Origin of the sequence: Pseudoalteromonas sp. SW0106-04, from assembly GCF_001293805.1 — a bacterium.
Classification (GTDB): domain Bacteria; phylum Pseudomonadota; class Gammaproteobacteria; order Enterobacterales; family Alteromonadaceae; genus Pseudoalteromonas; species Pseudoalteromonas ruthenica.
Genome location: NZ_BCAI01000006.1, coordinates 39,528 through 57,504, shown reverse-complemented (window position 1 = coordinate 57,504; position 17,977 = coordinate 39,528). Strand labels below are relative to the sequence as shown.

15 protein-coding genes are annotated in these 17,977 nt (G+C 47.9%); 9 read left to right on the top strand and 6 right to left on the bottom strand.

The features are described from left to right. Positions 1 to 6 precede the first annotated feature (6 nt). The 4 genes from W04_RS08625 to W04_RS08610 form a co-directional block, all read right to left on the bottom strand. Positions 7 to 411, bottom strand: a complete 405-nt coding sequence (locus tag W04_RS08625; protein WP_082342194.1) for a DUF350 domain-containing protein — start codon at positions 409 to 411, stop codon at positions 7 to 9. Between the two features lie 25 nt (positions 412 to 436). Then, positions 437 to 802 (bottom strand): PilZ domain-containing protein, encoded by a 366-nt coding sequence (locus tag W04_RS08620; RefSeq protein ID WP_053910548.1) that lies wholly within the window; start codon positions 800 to 802, stop codon positions 437 to 439. A gap of 213 nt (positions 803 to 1,015) precedes the next feature. Continuing rightward, positions 1,016 to 2,689, bottom strand: a complete 1,674-nt coding sequence (gene ettA, locus W04_RS08615; RefSeq protein WP_022945792.1) for an energy-dependent translational throttle protein EttA — start codon at positions 2,687 to 2,689, stop codon at positions 1,016 to 1,018. Between the two features lie 81 nt (positions 2,690 to 2,770). Further along, the gene (locus W04_RS08610) at positions 2,771 to 3,658 is read right to left on the bottom strand and encodes a DMT family transporter (RefSeq protein ID WP_231658085.1); all 888 of its coding nucleotides are present in this window, start codon (positions 3,656 to 3,658) and stop codon (positions 2,771 to 2,773) included. A gap of 146 nt (positions 3,659 to 3,804) precedes the next feature. Here W04_RS08610 and metA point away from each other — a divergent pair, with 146 nt between their 5' ends. The 5 genes from metA (at position 3,805) to W04_RS08585 (ending at position 10,552) form a co-directional block, all read left to right on the top strand. Beyond that, a complete protein-coding gene (gene metA / locus W04_RS08605; RefSeq protein WP_053910546.1) occupies positions 3,805 to 4,752 on the top strand; it encodes a homoserine O-succinyltransferase in 948 nt (315 codons plus the stop codon). Then, positions 4,742 to 5,797, top strand: coding sequence for a homocysteine S-methyltransferase family protein (locus W04_RS08600; protein ID WP_053910545.1), 1,056 nt, complete (start codon positions 4,742 to 4,744; stop codon positions 5,795 to 5,797). Before metA ends, W04_RS08600 begins: the two co-directional genes overlap by 11 nt. Positions 5,798 to 5,809: 12 nt before the next feature. Next, on the top strand, positions 5,810 to 8,440 hold the full coding sequence (metH, locus tag W04_RS08595; protein ID WP_053910544.1) for a methionine synthase: 2,631 nt from the start codon (positions 5,810 to 5,812) through the stop codon (positions 8,438 to 8,440). Between the two features lie 160 nt (positions 8,441 to 8,600). Further along, positions 8,601 to 9,494 (top strand): hypothetical protein, encoded by an 894-nt coding sequence (locus W04_RS08590; RefSeq protein ID WP_053910543.1) that lies wholly within the window; start codon positions 8,601 to 8,603, stop codon positions 9,492 to 9,494. Beyond that, positions 9,494 to 10,552: a hypothetical protein gene (locus W04_RS08585; protein ID WP_053910542.1), complete on the top strand. Its 1,059-nt coding sequence runs from the start codon at positions 9,494 to 9,496 to the stop codon at positions 10,550 to 10,552. The genes W04_RS08590 and W04_RS08585 overlap by 1 nt, the downstream gene beginning before the upstream one ends. Here the strand turns inward: W04_RS08585 and W04_RS08580 are convergent. Then, entirely contained in the window at positions 10,549 to 11,109 is a 561-nt protein-coding gene (locus tag W04_RS08580) for a hypothetical protein (protein WP_157576365.1), read from the bottom strand. The two genes, W04_RS08585 and W04_RS08580, sit on opposite strands and share 4 nt — an antisense overlap. Positions 11,110 to 11,113: 4 nt before the next feature. Next, positions 11,114 to 12,034, bottom strand: coding sequence for a hypothetical protein (locus W04_RS08575; RefSeq protein WP_157576362.1), 921 nt, complete (start codon positions 12,032 to 12,034; stop codon positions 11,114 to 11,116). Between the two features lie 209 nt (positions 12,035 to 12,243). Here W04_RS08575 and W04_RS08570 point away from each other — a divergent pair, with 209 nt between their 5' ends. The 4 genes from W04_RS08570 to W04_RS08555 all read left to right on the top strand — a co-directional run bounded on the left by W04_RS08570 (position 12,244) and on the right by W04_RS08555 (position 17,938). Beyond that, positions 12,244 to 13,533, top strand: a complete 1,290-nt coding sequence (locus tag W04_RS08570) for a class I SAM-dependent methyltransferase (protein WP_053910539.1) — start codon at positions 12,244 to 12,246, stop codon at positions 13,531 to 13,533. Between the two features lie 38 nt (positions 13,534 to 13,571). Beyond that, entirely contained in the window at positions 13,572 to 15,989 is a 2,418-nt protein-coding gene (gene hrpB, locus W04_RS08565; protein ID WP_053910538.1) for an ATP-dependent helicase HrpB, read from the top strand. A gap of 148 nt (positions 15,990 to 16,137) precedes the next feature. Further along, positions 16,138 to 16,953 carry an ABC transporter ATP-binding protein gene (locus W04_RS08560; protein ID WP_082342193.1) on the top strand — a complete coding sequence of 272 codons (816 nt, stop codon included), beginning with the start codon at positions 16,138 to 16,140 and terminating at the stop codon, positions 16,951 to 16,953. Then, a complete protein-coding gene (locus W04_RS08555) occupies positions 16,943 to 17,938 on the top strand; it encodes an iron ABC transporter permease (protein WP_053910536.1) in 996 nt (331 codons plus the stop codon). Before W04_RS08560 ends, W04_RS08555 begins: the two co-directional genes overlap by 11 nt. Positions 17,939 to 17,977 lie beyond the last annotated feature (39 nt).

The window sequence follows — 17,977 nt, the reverse complement described above, 5'->3', positions numbered from 1 at the left end:
GCCTCCTTAGTAGGTGATACAGGCAGCGTTGAGAATACCGGTGGCCAATGAAGCAACCCCTAAAAATGCCCCTGCGCTCATATGGCCCTGGGCAATTTTTTCAGACAGCTTGGGCATGTATAAGCGCACTAAGAAAAAGGTCACTAATTGCATGATGCCAGCGATAGCGCCCCAGATGGCAAAGTCTAGCAGCGAGACCGAATTCACCGCTGCACTGGCAACCGGAAGGGTGAAGCCAATGAACGCGCCACTAAACGCGGTGGCAGCGGCGGCATTGTTTTCCTTCATCAATGTCCATTCGCAATGCGGGGTGATAAGGGTGTAGATGAATAGAAAGGCTAGGATAAGTAGGTAGCCTAAACCAAAGTACATGATAAAAGGGACAAAGCCCTGGATGGATTCCATGATCATTATTGTGCTCTCACTGCAATCGTTATTATTGTTCGGGCGCAGCAAGCTGCGCTAACTCCCTGTGCAGTAGCTTATCATCACCCACGTTAAGTTCAATAAGGCGTTTTAAATGAGTGGCACTGTCAATATCCATTTTTACACAATGTAAGCCAATGTGTTGCGGCTCAATGTGAGCTACTTCAGCAAGCATATCAATATCAACATCACTGCCAGATAGGTGGAAAATAAGCTCTACGCTTTGACCTAACTGTGGGTTGAAGTCATCAGGATGGCTTACCAAAGCGCCATTTAAGGAAAGATCAAGTAAATGACAGCCATGGTGCTGGTTATTAAATACCACTAGGGTGGGGCGTTGAAAAATAACACGAGTGAAGTTTCTGCGGTTTTCCATAACAGTTCCTGTATTGGCGCGTCTCCCTCCAGTGTAGTAGCCAGCCTTGAGGTTGTCCTTGGCTGTGAGTGACTTTTTTCGCTATTTCAATAAGCTAAAATATCACCGTGGTCATCAAGTAGTGGCGTGTTAGCGCAATCACAGTGCCATACATAAGTGGATGCCAAAGGCACAAAAAAGCCCCATCGAGATGGGGCCTTTTTATGTGGTTAATTAACCAATCTTTTTATACTTAATGCGCTTCGGTTGTGCAGCCTCGGCACCTAAGGTTTTCTTCAACCACTGTTCGTATTCGGTGTAGTTACCATCGAAGAAGTTAATTTGGCCTTCGTCGCGATAATCAAGAATATGAGTGGCGATACGGTCTAAGAACCAGCGGTCGTGCGAGATCACCATGACACAGCCGGGGAACTCGAGAATTGCATTCTCTAACGCCCGCAAGGTTTCAACGTCTAAGTCGTTGGTTGGCTCATCGAGAAGCAATACGTTGCCGCCCGCTTTTAGTAGTTTGGCTAAGTGCAAACGGTTGCGCTCACCGCCGGAAAGGTCTTTGACGTATTTTTGCTGATCATTACCTTTAAAGTTAAAGCGCCCCACATAAGCACGGCTTGGGAACTCGAAGTTGCCCACTTTCAACACATCTTGACCGTCTGCGATTTCATCAAATACGGTTTTGCTCTCGTCCATGTTGCCACGGAATTGGTCAACGGTGGCGAGTTCAACGGTTTCACCTAGGGTGATTTCACCACTATCAGGCTTTTCCTCGCCGCTGAGCATTTTGAATAAGGTCGATTTACCAGCACCGTTGGCACCAATAATGCCGACAATCGCTCCCTTGGGAACGCTAAAATCAAGGTTGTCAATAAGCACACGGTCGCCAAAGCTCTTGTTTAAGCCCTGCACATCAATCACCTGATCACCTAAGCGCGGGCCAGGTGGAATAAACAGCTCATTGGTTTCGTTACGCTTTTGATAATCGCCTTGTTGTAGTTCAGCAAATTGCGCCATACGCGCTTTTGATTTTGCTTGGCGACCTTTCGGGTTTGAACGTACCCACTCAAGCTCTTGAGCGATGGATTTTTGTCTTGCTTTCTCTGCTTTTTGCTCCTGTTGCAGACGTGCGTCTTTTTGCTCAAGCCAAGAAGAGTAATTGCCTTCCCACGGAATACCTTCGCCACGGTCCAATTCGAGGATCCAGCCGGCCACGTTATCAAGGAAATAACGGTCGTGGGTTACCGCCACTACAGTGCCTTCATAATCATGTAGGAAGCGCTCTAACCAAGCGACAGATTCAGCATCTAAGTGGTTGGTAGGCTCATCGAGAATAAGCATATCTGGCTTTTCAAGCAATAATCGGCAGATTGCTACACGGCGACGCTCACCCCCTGATAAATGCTCAATCTTGGCATCCCAAGCTGGCAGTCGTAATGCATCTGCGGCGCGCTCTAGGGCGTTATCAAGGTTGTGGCCATCGTGGGCTTGAATAATGGCTTCAAGTTCGCCTTGCTCTTTGGCAAGCGCATCGAAATCGGCATCTTCCATGGCATACTCAGCGTATACTTGGTCAAGGCGATCAAGAGCATTTTTAACTTCACTGACCGCTTCTTCTACAACTTCACGCACCGTTTTGCTTTCATCAAGCTCAGGCTCCTGAGGAAGATAACCAATTTTAATGCCAGGCTGAGGATGTGCCTCACCCTCAAAATCTTTATCCACGCCGGCCATAATGCGTAGCAAGGTCGATTTACCTGCGCCATTTAGGCCAAGTACACCAATTTTAGCGCCAGGGAAAAAGTGCAGAGAGATGTCTTTTAAGATGGTGCGTTTAGGTGGCACCACCTTTGACACGCGACTCATCGAGAAAATAAACTTATCAGGTAAAACCATGAAAGGAGCCTTTACAATGTGACTAATTTAAACTGCCGTTATTGTAGAGTCTCTATGGTGAAAGCGTCAACGAATGGCCCGTTAATTTGCCAATAATATAGCCACTCCAGCCAGCGCCAATAAACCGCCCACTATCATACGCCAAGTCACCGGCTCGCGTTTAAAAAAGCCAATCGTCATGACCATCAGCGGGGCGGTGGCAAAAATAGTTTGTGCGATAGCCGGGTCGGTATGCTGCACCGCCGCCAGTTGCAGCCACAAGCCAACGAAGGTGCCGAAAAAAACAGCTACGAGCAGCCAGCGTTTGTTATCAATACCGTGCAGTCGAATGGCTTGGTATAGGTCGCTGCGTTTTATAATCATTACCAGTAAAGCCACGCTCAATGTGCCGGCAAGGAGGCGAATAAGGGCGGCCCATAGGCTACTCATCGACTCAGTATTCATAGCCCCTTTTGACATCACCATGCCACTGGCTTGGCACAAAGCCGCAAGTAATGCGAAAGCCACGCCTTGAAAGTAAAACTTCTTATCAACTGGGGGCAAGTGGCGTTGAGGTAATACCGCGAGGATAACCCCCACCGAAGTGATGGCGATGCCCAACCAAGCCAGTAGCGGTAAGTACACACCCAACAGCACAATATTAAGTATGCCAGTTAAGGCTGGAGCGAGAGACTCGATTATTAAGGTTCGTGCTGGGCCAATACTGCGCAGGGCGCCAAAGTAGGCGCTATCGCCAATGGCAATACCGATAACCCCACCGGCGATAAGCCAGCCCCATGAGGTGAGCTGCACTGGCATGGCGACATCGCCAAGTAGCGCCATGGCAATTACCATCATTAAAGAAGCGAGTAAGCCTTTACTTACATTTAGTTGCAGCGGTGAAAGGTGATGACTGAAGCCTTTGTACAATAAGGTAGAAAAAGCCCAAACCACGGCTGCACTGATTGCTGCAATTTCACCTATACCCATCATCGACTCTTAGTTAATTAATCGCGGGCATTATTGCAGCTAACTCATTCACTGCAACTTTGTTTTGGACGTCTAAACATCTAGAGGTTGAAATTTCCAGTGTGGCGTTCATAATAGCCTCTTATCTTTCAATTCGGAGTACCGCCATGCCCATTACGGTTCAAGACGCTTTGCCAGCGATTATGGAGCTGCGCCAAGAAAATGTATTCGTGATGCCAAAAAGCCGCGCTCGGACTCAAGAAATCCGGCCCATGCGCTTGGCTATTTTGAACCTGATGCCGAATAAGGTGGAAACCGAAGTGCAATTTATTCGTCTGCTGGCGAATACGCCATTGCAGGTCAATGTTGACTTACTGCGTTTAGATACGCACCGCTCTAGCGCCAACTCAGAGCAGCATCTGGATATGTTTTATCAGTATTTCTCAGATGTTAAAGACAATAATTACGATGCCTTGATTGTTACCGGCGCGCCCTTGGCTCACTTAGAATATGATGAAGTAGGGTATTGGTCGGAGCTACAAGCGTTCTTTGATTGGGCGGAGCACCATGTGACCTCGACGCTATTTAGTTGTTGGGCGGCGCACGCTGGGCTTTTCCATCACCATGGACTTAAGCGTCAATTGCAGAAAAATAAGTTGTGCGGAGTGTTTGAGCATCAGTGTTATTTTGACCACGCGGCGTTAACCCGAGGCTTTGACGATCGCTTCTTAGTCCCGCATTCGCGTTATGGCCATATTGATATTGCTGCGATAAACGCCTGTAAAGAATTAGTCGTGGTAGCAGGCTCGCCCAAGGTAGGTGCTTACTTACTTAAAAACCAGAGTGGTTCGCAGGTGTATATCACCGGACACCCTGAGTATGATGCCGATACCCTGAAAAAAGAGTATTTACGTGACTGCGATAAAGGCGCTGACGCACCGATGCCAGAAAACTACTTCCCTAATGGCGACCCAGCGCAAGAGCCCTCGAAAACCTGGCAAAGCCATGCCTTTTTGCTATTTTCGAATTGGCTTAATTACTACGTTTACCAAACCACTCCCTATGATATTAATCTGGTTAGCCAGGATGTAAGGACTAACAACTATGCCGAATAAACGTGATGCATTAACACTGGCCCTCAACGAGCGCATTTTAATTTTAGATGGCGCCATGGGTACGATGATCCAACAGCATAAGCTCGAAGAGCATGATTATCGTGGTGAGCGGTTTCAAGATTGGCCTGTGTTGGTCAAGGGGAATAACGATTTATTGAGCCTCACTCAACCGCAGTTAATAGCACAAATTCACCGTGAATATTTGGCAGCGGGCGCCGATATTATTGAGACCAATACCTTTAACGCCACGACCATTTCCATGGAAGATTATGACATGGCGAGCCTAAGCCGTGAGATTAACCTCGAATCGGCCCGGCTGGCACGCGCGGTGGCCGATGAGTTTACCGCTCGCGAGCCACACAAACCGCGCTACGTGGCCGGCGTACTGGGGCCAACATCAAAAACCTGCTCGATTTCGCCGGATGTTAATGATCCGGGCTATCGCAACATCACCTTCGATAAGCTGGTGGCCGCGTATATCGAATCGACCCTGGCGCTGATAGAAGGTGGAGCCGAACTGATTTTAATTGAAACCATTTTCGATACCCTCAATGCCAAAGCCGCTTCCTTTGCGGTAGAAGAAGCGTTCGAACAGGCTGGAGTGACTCTGCCGGTGATGATCTCCGGCACCATCACCGATGCTTCGGGTCGAACCTTGTCAGGGCAAACCACCGAGGCGTTTTATAATTCCATTCGTCATATTAAACCGCTCTCCATTGGCTTGAACTGTGCGTTAGGGCCAGACTTGCTGCGTCAGTATGTGGAAGAGTTGGCCAGTATTTGTGAAACCTACACCTCGGTGCATCCCAATGCTGGGCTGCCGAATGAATTTGGCGAATATGATTTAGAAGCCGAGGAAATGGCACAAGAAATCATCGACTGGGGGGAGCAAGGGTTTATCAATATTGTTGGTGGCTGTTGTGGAACCACGCCCGAGCACATTAAAGCCTTTAGTGATGGGCTAAAAAACACCGCTCCACGTGCTTTGCCTGAGCTGCCGGTGCGCATGCGTTTAAGTGGCCTTGAAGCCTGTAATCTCAATTAAGGGGCCAATAACATGAATAATACTGCAACTTTTACCAATGTCGGCGAGCGCACCAATGTGACCGGCTCGGCGCGCTTTAAACGGCTGATCCTCGAGGAAGATTACGAAACCGCGTTAGAGGTGGCACGTGAGCAAGTTGAAAATGGCGCGCAGATTATCGATATCAACATGGATGAAGCCATGTTGGACTCCAAAGCGGCCATGGTCACCTTCTTGAACCTTATCGCCTCAGAGCCCGATATTTCGAAAGTGCCCATTATGGTGGACTCGTCGAAATGGGAAGTGATCGAGGCGGGACTAAAATGCATCCAAGGCAAGGCGATAGTGAACTCTATTTCCCTCAAGGAGGGGGAGCAGCCGTTTCGTCACCAGGCCAAGGTACTAAAGCGCTTCGGCGCCGCCGTGGTGGTGATGGCCTTTGATGAAAGTGGCCAAGCAGAAACCGCCGAGCGGAAGTTTGCTATTTGCGCGCGCTCTTATCGCATCTTGGTCGATGAATTGGGCTTCCCGCCAGAAGATATTATTTTTGACCCCAATATCTTTGCCGTGGCCACCGGCATAGAAGAGCATGACAACTATGCCGTGGAGTTTATCGAAGGAACTCGCCGCATCAAGGAGAACCTTCCGCACTGCAAGGTATCCGGTGGTGTGTCTAATGTCTCTTTTTCGTTTCGAGGCAACAATCCGGTGCGCGAGGCTATTCACTCTGTGTTCTTGTATCACGCCATTCAAGCCGGAATGGATATGGGCATCGTCAATGCCGGTCAATTAGCGGTGTATGACGATATTCCCTCTGAGCTGAGAGACGCCGTTGAGGACGTGATTTTAAATAAAGATGCCGGCGCCGGAGAGCGGTTGGTGGAATTAGCGCCTAAGTATTCGGGCATGGCGCAAGCGGAGAAAGTTGAGGATTTACAGTGGCGCAGTTGGCCGGTGGCAAAGCGCTTGGAACATGCCCTGGTTAAAGGCATTACAGATTACATTGATGAGGACACCGAGCAGTGCCGACAGCAGTTTGCTAAACCCATCGAGGTCATTGAAGGGCCGTTGATGGATGGCATGAATGTGGTGGGTGATCTGTTTGGGGCCGGGAAAATGTTTTTGCCGCAGGTGGTGAAATCCGCGCGGGTGATGAAGCGCGCGGTGGCCTATTTAGACCCTTATATCGAAGCCGAGAAACAAGAGGGTGAAACCAACGGTAAAATTGTCATGGCCACAGTAAAAGGCGATGTTCATGATATTGGTAAGAATATTGTTGGCGTGGTGTTACAGTGTAATAATTACGAGGTGATTGATTTAGGGGTGATGGTGCCCGCTGAAAAAATCTTACAAACCGCGATAGACGAAAACGCCGATATTATAGGCTTGTCGGGGCTTATCACTCCCTCGTTAGATGAAATGGTGCATGTCGCCAAAGAAATGAAACGCCGCGATTTTACCATTCCATTGCTGATCGGTGGTGCGACGACGTCAAAGGCGCATACCGCCGTAAAAATTGAGCCCCAATATGACAACGGTGTGGTTTATGTTAATAACGCCAGCCGTGCGGTGGGCGTGGCGTCTAGTTTGCTAAGTAAAACCGCGAAAAGTGAGTTTTTGAGTAAAACTAAAGCAGAGTACGAGCGTGTGCGAGAGCAACAAGCACGCAAGAAACCCCGCTCTAAGCCCATAGGTTTGCAACAAGCTCGCGCCAATCATGCCCAGCTTGATTGGCAAAACTACACTCCGCCTGTACCTAAACAGCTAGGAGTCCAAGAGTTTCACTCGGTGCCAGTGAGCACCTTACGGCAATATATCGACTGGACGCCATTTTTTATGACCTGGTCTTTGGCCGGCAAATACCCGCGTATCATGAATGACGAGGTGGTGGGTGAGCAAGCGCGCTCATTGTTTGCCGATGCAAATGCAATGTTGGATGAGTTTGCGCGCCAAGGCAGCATTCAACCAAAAGGGGTGATTGGCTTATTCCCAGCAAACCGCGTGGGCGATGACATAGAAATATACCGCGACGAGCAGCGTGACGAAGTGATTTTACGTTCGTGTCAGTTACGCCAGCAAACGCACAAAAAAGGCTTTGCCAACTATTGTTTAGCCGACTATATCGCGCCTAAAGGAGTAGCTGACTACTTTGGCGCCTTTGCCGTGACCGGCGGGTTAGAAGAAGATGACTTAGCCCAGGCCTTTGATGATCAAGGTGATGATTATAATAAAATCATGGTCAAAGCGGTGGCTGACCGCCTTGCAGAGGCCTTCGCTGAATACCTGCATGAGCAAGTGCGTAAAGTGTACTGGGGCTATGCCGCAGACGAAGCGTTAAACAATGATCAGCTCATTCGTGAGAACTATCAGGGTATTCGCCCTGCGCCGGGCTATCCAGCGTGCCCCGAGCACACTGAAAAGGCTAAGATTTGGCAGTTACTGAGCGTTGAAGAGCGCATCGGCATGAAACTGACGAGCTCCTATGCGATGTGGCCAGGTGCCGCCGTCTCGGGTTGGTACTTCTCACACCCTGATTCAAAATACTTTGCCGTGGCTGGGATTCAACAAGACCAAGTTGAGGACTACGCTAACCGCCAAGGAATGACGCTAGAGCAAGCTGAAAAGTGGCTGGGCCCGAATTTGGGGTATGAAAGTGGAACATAAATAGAATGCATTGACTTATTCAGCCTGTATAACTTTGTATTACTATTTAGTTTTGTATGCAGGGTTCTATAAACCGGGTCCTTTTTTAGGTATTTAATGGTTTTATTTTTTTTTTTTGTAAGTTAGGCTTGAGCAAAGGATTTTAAAGTGAGGTCAAGGAATGAGCTATCAACCTTCAAGAGAAGTACTTAGTAAACCTAAATCTGTCAACGCCCAACTAGCAGAGTTTGTGCGAAAATCGCCTACCTGTGAGTATCCAGCAATATCGTATTTGTCAACCGAAAAATATGCGGGTTTGATTTCAGAAAGGGTCAGAAACCCTTGGAAAATAAACCAAAAAGAAACATATTTATGTGGCCCCAACGCTTATCTTTTTTGCTTGGCGACAAGCCACAAAGAATATTATGTGAAATATATGCTGGATTTGTGGACTTTTGGCGAAGCAAGTATTGCGGGCCTATATGTCAAGCCTTCTAATAGCTGCCTGAACTTTAATGTCCAACTAGCTAGTGAATCAGGAGATATCTCTGCTGAAGACTGGGTTGCACTTGCCAGCTTACGAGATTCTAGCAATGCATTTTTTAGTTATGATGCTATCAAAGATGGTATAGCAGGAATTTCTTACCCTAGTGATATGCTTGAGTGGTTTAGAGGATCAGTATATAAGAGCTCTTCCAATCATGCGAGTATAAGTCGTAGAGGGGATGTACAAGATTTGATAAGAGCTCAGCGAGCTCAGCGCAGTAATGCATTCGTGTGCATGTTAATCAGTGCGAAAGTAGTGCAACCTAAAGCCGCGAAAGTGAATGCACTAGCAAACCATTGGGCGATTTTGAGCTCGGACATAACGGTCGCGGGAAAATCTATCGACCTAGTTGACATGGCTTATGATGAATTATTGGAAGAAGAGCTGCAATTCACTCTAGCTACGTGGGGATATAGGGAAGGGAAGCTACCTGTGCATCAGCTCTATCCTCGAGGAATGGGGGCAGGTAATAAACTTACAGTAAAAGACTTTCTGAATTATTTTTATGGTTACATCTCTGCAAAATAATGCGTATTGTATATTTATTAATAGCTTTTTTAATTCAAAGCGAAGTTAATGCCAGCGTAAGCTTGCTTTCTCAATATGAGCTCGATGGAAATCATTATGAGTCTGTTGAGTATCATCCTTCAGGGGAGCAACTGGTATTTACTTTGTCAGCGGATATTACCTTTCTTCTAAACACAAAAACAGGCGATATAGATAGCTTAAGTTTTTCCCATCAGGTTAGTCAACTAGCCGAAGATGGAGAGAACCTGTATGCGATAGTCGACGAAAAAGTTGTAAAAATCGATGCAAAAAATGAAGTGTCTGAAGTTGCATCGGGCTATGAGCTTAGCTTCCTAGGGGATAAGTTATTGGTTAATGATCATTATCTGATGGCTGGCACTTATTATAAAGAGAAACGGAAGCCCTCACTTAAGATGAAAGAGTTGCCTGCGCCTTTTAGTATCAGAAAAGATAATAGCTTAGGCGAAAAAACAGCAGCAACAGTTGCTTATAAGCAAGGGATGTTTTTTGACAGTTCAGAGCTGCAATTATGGGATTTACCTAGTGGCAAATCAATTGCTAAAAAGGAGTTCAGTGGACGTATTTTTGCCCCTCACTTTGTTGATGAGAAAAACGCTTTGTTATTAGTGAATAATATAGACTCGCTCTTTTTATGGGACTTTAAAGAAGATGAAATTTTAGATAAGCAGAGCGATTATAAAGGTCATCGACTTTACCAGATGAAAAATACTTTACTTGAGGTGAGTTCAGATAAAGTTAGTGAAATTCGCGTCAGCGATAAAAAAATAACTCGTGGTTTTGAGTGCCCACTAGCTGATGAAAATATTTATGTGAATTCAGTATACGCAAATGCAGATTTATTGGTGCTAGAGGTTTTTCAATCGAATACTTCATACGCAAGAATATTCAAAATTATTGAAGGCCAGTGTGAGCAGGTTGCGATATTAGATGAGCCTACTGAAATTAGGGTAAACCCTATTCGCAACGAAATTGTTGCATTGTTTACTCATCCCGATAGTTATGAAAAATCGGTATTAAAAGTGTTTGCGGTGCATTAACGCTTGGAGTCTGCTTCAAGTAACTCTGCCAACTTCTGCTTTACTTGTTGCGCGCTGGTATCAGATGGTTGCTGAGATAGCCAATCAACGAGTTCGTTGCGTACGGGGAAACCTTCTTTTATACAATGACTTTCATTTGCCACCCAGATATCGGCTGAGCCAATTGTGCCCCGGCCGTAAGCACTGCATAGGGTGTAACCCTGCTCACTAATATGTTGTTCAATGAGATAGGTATAGGTTGGCGTGGCAATTAACATCAATACCAAGGTCACGCCGCACAGCTTAAACCAACCGCTGAGTAGCCTATCACTTACTTGGGTATGAGTTGCTCGTAACCACAGTAAGTAAGTTAATACGGCAAAAACAGGGGTGGCCAATACCAAAGAAGGAGAAAAACTGCGCTCTCGAAAAGCCAGAACATGCTCCACTAGGGCTGTACTTACTTGGCTCACTTCACTGAACATTGCATAAGGGAGCAACAAAGTAAGTACACAGAATAAAGCAAAAAAGCAGAATAGCTTTACTCTGTCCATCGTTGTACTTTGCACGTCTTCCATTGTGCTATCTATATCCGCCAGAGTAAGGAAGCCCAAATAAACGGTGCATAAACCCGATGGGGTCTTGTTCGTACCAACGCTGCGCCCGGTCTATCTCTCTACGTGCTTGCTGAAAGCTTTGTTTTAAATCGTTTTCAACCGCTCTTAGACTAGCCGCTATTTTTTCTGCTATCGCATCAGTATCAATGAATGTATAGGCCAAACCAGCCAGAGCTGCGCCAACCACAACAACGGCAATCATGGGGCCAACGGCGACGGTTGCAGCCGTTCCCACAACGGCAGTCACCGCTCCCCAGGCAATGCCTGATGATGCTGCTGCGATGGCAACATCAATAGATAAACCACCAATAAAGTCGTGCCATGTTTTGCTATCATCAATCAGTTGCTCCAAGGCATGAAACCCTGCAGAGATAAGAATCGTTAACACAAACCCTTGCTTAATAGAGCTTTGCGCTCCCAGCTTACCGATACCGAAAGACACTAGCTTAGGATTGTTGGCTAAGTATCGGGTTCCCGTCAGGTGTCTTCTCAGGCCTGAGTAGCCTTTGAAAATAATGTAGTTTTTCCCAGAATATGACTTCACTTTGAATTTATCAAAGACTGAACCGCTACGCTGCATCTCTAGTGCAATCGCTGTTAAGGCGGCCACATCCAGCCCTAACGGGACGAGCCCTGAACCATTTTTAACCCAATTGCGATGCGCTTGCCAAAGCTCAGGTACAATATTGGCGCGTTCCATAATTGATTCGAACCAGGCGGCTATTTGCTCATTAGAATGACCTTGGGTGCGTTTTACGTTCACAGCGTAATCAAAAAATTCCCTGTCATTAAGATGGATAAAGTTATGCTGGTTGGACTTTAATAGATGAGCGAGTTGCTGATCTCGCTGCTTATTTCTTAATTCTTCTCTTGCATTGATGAGCATTGAGGCCTCCATGCTATGTTCCTTTTATCGCTATTCTCATACAAGGCTGCAGAACAGTCAATCGCCAAGCTCATGTCTTATATGAAATTTTATTGAATTGTCAGCTTGTTGCAAAACCTTTATTAGCAGAGCACAGTGTAATGCGCTGTAATGACACACCAAGAGGGGATTTGCTAACAATAGTGCATGTTTCCCTTTAAGTCTGACTTATGACCCTGATGCAGTTACAACAGCTAGTCGCAACTATTGTTGCAGCGCCAGTGGACGCTGGTGTTGTTAAGCAACCTATTCATGCTTTGGTTAATGCGTTAGAGCAAGAAAGTGGTGTTTCGTCGCGAGCGGATATGAATACATCGCACGGAACATATACCGAGCATGGCGTTGCGATTTCTCCGGTACAAGCTGCACGCTGTTCCTTGGAGCCCCTGCGCACCCAAGTATTTATGCAAGGGGTTGCGGCGGCTATTAACGATAAAGTCCACGGTGATAAAGTCGTCCACATCCTCTATGCGGGCACCGGCCCTTTTGCCACCTTATTATTGCCCTACCTCGCATGCTACCCCGAATTACCGGTGCGGGTAACATTGTTGGATATTCACCAGGAGAATATTGAGGCGGTCAAAAAATTGGTTGCACGCTGGCATATTGGGCACTTAATCAGCGAATATGTGGTTGCTGATGCGACCTGCTGGCAACCTGACGCGCAACGTCGATTCGATATCATTATTTCTGAAACGATGACAGCACTGCTTCGTCGTGAGCCCCAGGTATGGATATTTAAAAACCTCGTGCGTTATCTGCAAGCACAGGGAGTGTTAATTCCTCAAGTGGTTTCTTTGCGAGCTTGGCTAGAGCGCGCTAAAGAGCGAGTGTTGATTGATGAGTACTTTCGCCTCGATAAAATCACGGCACTGCGCTTAGCACGCGATGATATTACCGATATACGTGGTGAGCTTGTTATCCCAGCGCAGCATCAAAGTGACGACCACTTTACGCTAACCACGGATATCCAAGTTTATAATCACTGCGTTTTAAGCGAAGGGCAATCAAGCTTAACCGTGCCATTTTCAGTACCGCCGCAGGCAACTTGCCTTTTTGCGGGCGCACATGTTCCTTTTCACTATGCTAACCCCAGACAGGCCGATTTCATATTCGAGTTTCCGCATGATAAACGCCTATCAGCACTCACCTTACCCAGCATTAATGACTGTGCCGACCTCGGGCTCATTTATATAAAGCGGGCGTTTGCGCAGTGTTTATGGGCAAAGCAAAACCAGCAACCTAGATCACTTTCACCGCGCGATTGGCAGGGTGAGCTGTTTTTAACGCAGGCATTAGGTATCCCCTTAGAAATATGGTTCGCACATTTATTTAATGCCCCTGATCTGGCTAGCTTTGAATCTCGGCTACTACAGTGCTGCCCCGCATTACTATGCCCACAGCAAGTTATGGAAATGAACCGACAGTTGCTTGCTAAGCTGCACAGGCAAAATGAATAACGTACAATAGCGGCAAAGAGTATGAATACCTTGGGATTATGGCCTTACCAATAGAGCAAAGTTACCCGCAACTTGTTGAGCAATTACATCGTGTGCCTATGTGCCTACTGCAAGCACCACCTGGCGCAGGGAAGTCAACGTGGTTGCCCTTGCAGTTGCTTCGTGAAGGCCATTTTCGCCGTATTATCATGCTTGAGCCCCGGCGCTTAGCTGCGCGCAACATAGCGCGCTTTTTGGCTGCTCAGCAACAAGAAGTGGTAGGACAAAGCGTGGGCTTAAGATTGCGCCAAGAGACTAAGGTAAGCGCTGAGACGCGCCTAGAAATTGTCACCGAAGGGGTATTAACGCGCATGTTGCAGCAAGACCCCGAGCTCAGTGGTGTCGACTTAGTTATTTTTGATGAATTTCATGAACGCTCGATGGCGGCTGATACGGCATTAGCTTTTGCGTTAGAAAGCCAGATGTTGCGTGATGATTTAAAGATCTTATTGATGTCCGCCACCCTCGATGGCGAGCGCTATCAACGCTTTTTTGATTGCCCACTGATTAGTTCAGCAGGTCGCAGCTACCCAATAGAGGAAATCTACCGCCCGTTAGCGCAGCCAACGCAGTGGCTTGAGGCGATTGCGCCCACCGTAATCACTGCACTGCAAGAGCAAAGTGGCAGCGCCTTGGTGTTTTTGCCAGGACAAAAAGAAATAAACTATGTCGCCGCGCAGCTCAGCGGGCTGCCCAGCGATATTGAAGTCCACACCTTATATGGCGAGCAAGACAAAGCCGCCCAGCAACGAGCGATAGCACCCGCAGCGCAAGGTCAGCGCAAGGTGGTATTAACCACCAATGTGGCCGAGACCAGCCTGACTATTGAGGGCATTCGCATTGTTATCGACAGCGGTAAACGCCGCGCCGCGCAGTTCAATCTAAAAACCGGTGTGAGTGAGCTGAAAACCGTGAATATCTCACGCTCCTCGGCGCTGCAACGGGCTGGGCGAGCGGGGCGTGTAGAGCCTGGATTGGTCTATCGTTTAGGCAGTAAAGAGCAATTAGAGCGACGGGCGCACCATGATGCACCGGAAATATTAACCAGTGATATTAGTCCTTTAATGCTAGAGGCGAAGCTGTGGGGGGCCGATATCGAGCAATTACAGCTGCTTGACCCGCCTTCAGCGGCGCAGCAGCACCAAGCCTGCGAACTGTTACAGATGTTAGAGCTGATTGCCGATGGCAAGCTCACCGCAAAGGCAAAAGAAATACATGCTATGGGCAGCGATTTACGTTTTGCCCATTTGCTGTATCAAGCTCAGCAACGTGAATCTCAGCATCCTGGTTTTGTGCACTTGGCGGTGCATTTTGTCGCCTTGATGGAGGCACGGGTGCGCATTGATGCCGAGCTTGCTACCGCTATCAGTGTGCAACAGCATCGTCCTCACCCAGCATTTACGCAACAACTGAAGTACTGGCGCCAGCGTTTATCCTTGCCGGCGAACAAAGACTTACCAATGCACTTGCTGCCTGTGGTTGTGGCGTTGGCCTACCCTGACCGCCTAGCCAAACGGCGTGGCTCGGGTATGTTGCTCAGTAATGGCGCGGGGGTGAGTGCGCATCCGCAGTTGTGGTTGGATGAGCAGTATGTGGCCATTGCCGATGTTGGTGGTAAAGATGGACAACATATTTTTAGCGCCACCGCATTTTCCCCGGCCATGCTGCAAACCCATTTGCCACATTTGTTTAGTGAGCGTCAGGTGTGCGAATTTGATATTAAATCAGGGCGTTTTATTAATGAGCAGCGCCAGCAACTGGGTGCAATTGTTATTGCCACCAAACCCAGTGGCAGAAAGATTGATACCCAAATGAAAGTGCAGGCGTGGTTGGAGTTAATAAAACAGCGGGGCTGGGAGCTGTTTCAGCATCCACAGTCGCAGCAACTACGAGTGCGTATGTTGCTGGCTAGTCAATTGCTTGGTGGCGAGTTCACCCTTGCCGATGAGGCGCAGCTATTGCGCCAAGCAGAGCAATGGTTGGCGCCGTTTTTAGACCATGTGGGGTCATTATCGCAATTACAGCAGTTTGACTACCGTAGCGCTTTGCTCAGCCTATTAGATTATGCGAGCCAACAGCGCCTGGAGCAGCTCTTACCAAAGACAATGACTCTGCCCTCGGGTGCTAGTCATCGCATTCATTATCAACTCGATGGTCCGGCCAAACTCAGCGTCCGTATGCAAGAAGTCTATGGTTGGCAGTCGAGCCCGGAGTTGGCGCAAGGCAAGCTGCCGCTGCAACTCGAATTACTCTCGCCGGCGCGGCGGCCGTTGCAAATAACCCAAGATCTTGCGCATTTCTGGCAAAGTAGTTACCGCGAAGTGCAAAAAGAGATGAAGGGTCGCTATCCAAAACATTTTTGGCCCGATGATCCGAGTACCGCGCAGGCCACCAATAAAGTGAAAAGTAGAATGTAACGCGGTTTGTTGTCTATGTGCGTTTAGTTGCCCTAGTAGGTTGTGCGTACTATCACGCCATGTTGCCATGGCTTCACAGACGTCTGGATAGACAAAATTTACTTTGCGCGATAATGCTTTCATAATAGCTCTTTTCTGACCTAGCTAAGTGAGTACCGTGTTGCACCGCCCGTTATTACAGGTTCAAAATTTATCGCACCAGCTTGGCGAACATCGGGTACTTGAACGCCTTCGTTTCTCGCTTGAGCAAGGTGAGTTTGTGGGCCTGTTGGGACCTAACGGGGCTGGGAAATCCTCACTGCTGCGCTGCATTTATCGTTATTACCGCACTTCGGCTGAGACTATTGCCCTTAATGGCCAGTGTTTACAGACACTGTCACAACGCACACTAGCACAAAATGTAGCTGTGGTGCTGCAACAGCCAGAAAGCGATATGTCACTCACTGTTTATGAGGTAGTGACTCTTGGCTTATTGCCCCAAGGGGGTATGTGGCGAGCATTAACGCAGGAGCAAAAGCAGCGAGTCTATCAGGCTTTGATGGATGTGGGATTGTGTAACTTGCAGAACAAGCCCCTAGCACAGTTATCGGGAGGAGAGCAGCAGCGCGCCCATATTGCTCGGGCCTTAGTGCAACAACCGCAGTTACTGATCATGGATGAGCCCACCAGTCATTTAGATATTAAATATCAAATAGAATTGATGGAGTTGGTGCGGTCGTTAAAGTTGACGGTGTTGGCGTCATTTCATGACCTTAACTTGGCTTGTGCGTTGTGTGACCGATTGTTGATTCTTAAACACGGCCAACTGGTTGCAGATGGTGCCCCGAAAAAGGTAGTAACGGAGCAACTGCTCAGTGATGTTTTTGGCGTTTGTGCAAAAGTCAGTGATCATCCGCAGCAGCCTGATAAATGGCCGCTGGTGCAGTACTTTTACGGCTATCAAAGGCATCAGCATGACAGTTAAATATACTTTATCCCTGATTGCAGTACTTTTGGTTTTTGTGCTTAGTGGATTATTTGCACTTAAGCAAGGCGCCGTGAGCCTAAGTTGGCCGCAACTGTTGGCTGTACTCAGTGGCGAGGACAGTGATTCGCTGTGGCAGCAAATTATTTGGCAATTGCGCAGCCCTCGTGTAGGCATTGCCTTTCTAGCGGGTGGTGGATTGGCGTTAGCGGGGGGGATTTTACAAACGGTCACACGTAACCCGTTAGCGGATCCTTACTTGTTTGGTATTTCCTCGGGGGCAGCTCTGGGCGTGGTCGTGACCATGGTGCTTTTTGGGGTTAGCGCCCCGGTGCTGCTGAGCCTCAGTGCCTTTGCAGGTGCCATGCTGGCCGTGGTGTTGTTGCTGATTGTGGCCTACAGTGTTCGCTATATGCAGAACTCCATTTTGGTGTTGGCAGGGGTGGCCTTATCTTTTGGTTTCAGTGCGATGACTAGCTTGTTACTGTATTTTGGCGAGCCCCAGGCTGTGAGCGCGGTAGTTTTTTGGACTTTGGGCAGCTTTTCTGGTGCTTCCATGGCTATGCTGCTACCAGTGAGTGTGCTTATGGGCGTCAGCCTCGCAATCGTGTGGCTGTTACGGGCGCCATTAAATGCCTTGCTGCTTGGGGATGAGAGTGCCCATACTCTGGGTATTCATGTGCCGCGACTGCGCTTAGCTATGCTGCTATTAAGTGCACTGATCACTGCCGTTCTTGTGAGTGTGTGCGGTGGTATAGGTTTTGTCGGGCTGATGATCCCCCATTTGGTGCGAATAATCGCTCCCCGTGTAGGTAGTTATTTATATCCCGCGAGCTTTTTTAGCGGCGGCCTATTTATGGTGTGGGTAGATTTGGCCGCACGCACAGTGTTAGATAATCAAGAACTGCCAGTTGGGGTGATCACGTCGGCTATCGGAAGCATATTCTTTTTACTGTTATTATTTTCCCGTTATCGCACACAATAAAAAAGCCCCGCTCTGCGAGGCTTTTATTCATTAACTTAA

Bases quoted from the DNA above. Each gene is read 5' to 3' on its own strand.
- W04_RS08625 (WP_082342194.1), bottom strand. From the start codon at position 411: ATGATCATGGAATCCATCCAGGGCTTTGTCCCTTTTATCATGTACTTT.
- W04_RS08620 (WP_053910548.1), bottom strand. From the start codon at position 802: ATGGAAAACCGCAGAAACTTCACTCGTGTTATTTTTCAACGCCCCACC.
- ettA (WP_022945792.1), bottom strand. From the start codon at position 2,689: ATGGTTTTACCTGATAAGTTTATTTTCTCGATGAGTCGCGTGTCAAAG.
- W04_RS08610 (WP_231658085.1), bottom strand. From the start codon at position 3,658: ATGGGTATAGGTGAAATTGCAGCAATCAGTGCAGCCGTGGTTTGGGCT.
- metA (WP_053910546.1), top strand. From the start codon at position 3,805: ATGCCCATTACGGTTCAAGACGCTTTGCCAGCGATTATGGAGCTGCGC.
- W04_RS08600 (WP_053910545.1), top strand. From the start codon at position 4,742: ATGCCGAATAAACGTGATGCATTAACACTGGCCCTCAACGAGCGCATT.
- metH (WP_053910544.1), top strand. From the start codon at position 5,810: ATGAATAATACTGCAACTTTTACCAATGTCGGCGAGCGCACCAATGTG.
- W04_RS08590 (WP_053910543.1), top strand. From the start codon at position 8,601: ATGAGCTATCAACCTTCAAGAGAAGTACTTAGTAAACCTAAATCTGTC.
- W04_RS08585 (WP_053910542.1), top strand. From the start codon at position 9,494: ATGCGTATTGTATATTTATTAATAGCTTTTTTAATTCAAAGCGAAGTT.
- W04_RS08580 (WP_157576365.1), bottom strand. From the start codon at position 11,109: ATGGAAGACGTGCAAAGTACAACGATGGACAGAGTAAAGCTATTCTGC.
- W04_RS08575 (WP_157576362.1), bottom strand. From the start codon at position 12,034: ATGCTCATCAATGCAAGAGAAGAATTAAGAAATAAGCAGCGAGATCAG.
- W04_RS08570 (WP_053910539.1), top strand. From the start codon at position 12,244: ATGACCCTGATGCAGTTACAACAGCTAGTCGCAACTATTGTTGCAGCG.
- hrpB (WP_053910538.1), top strand. From the start codon at position 13,572: ATGGCCTTACCAATAGAGCAAAGTTACCCGCAACTTGTTGAGCAATTA.
- W04_RS08555 (WP_053910536.1), top strand. From the start codon at position 16,943: ATGACAGTTAAATATACTTTATCCCTGATTGCAGTACTTTTGGTTTTT.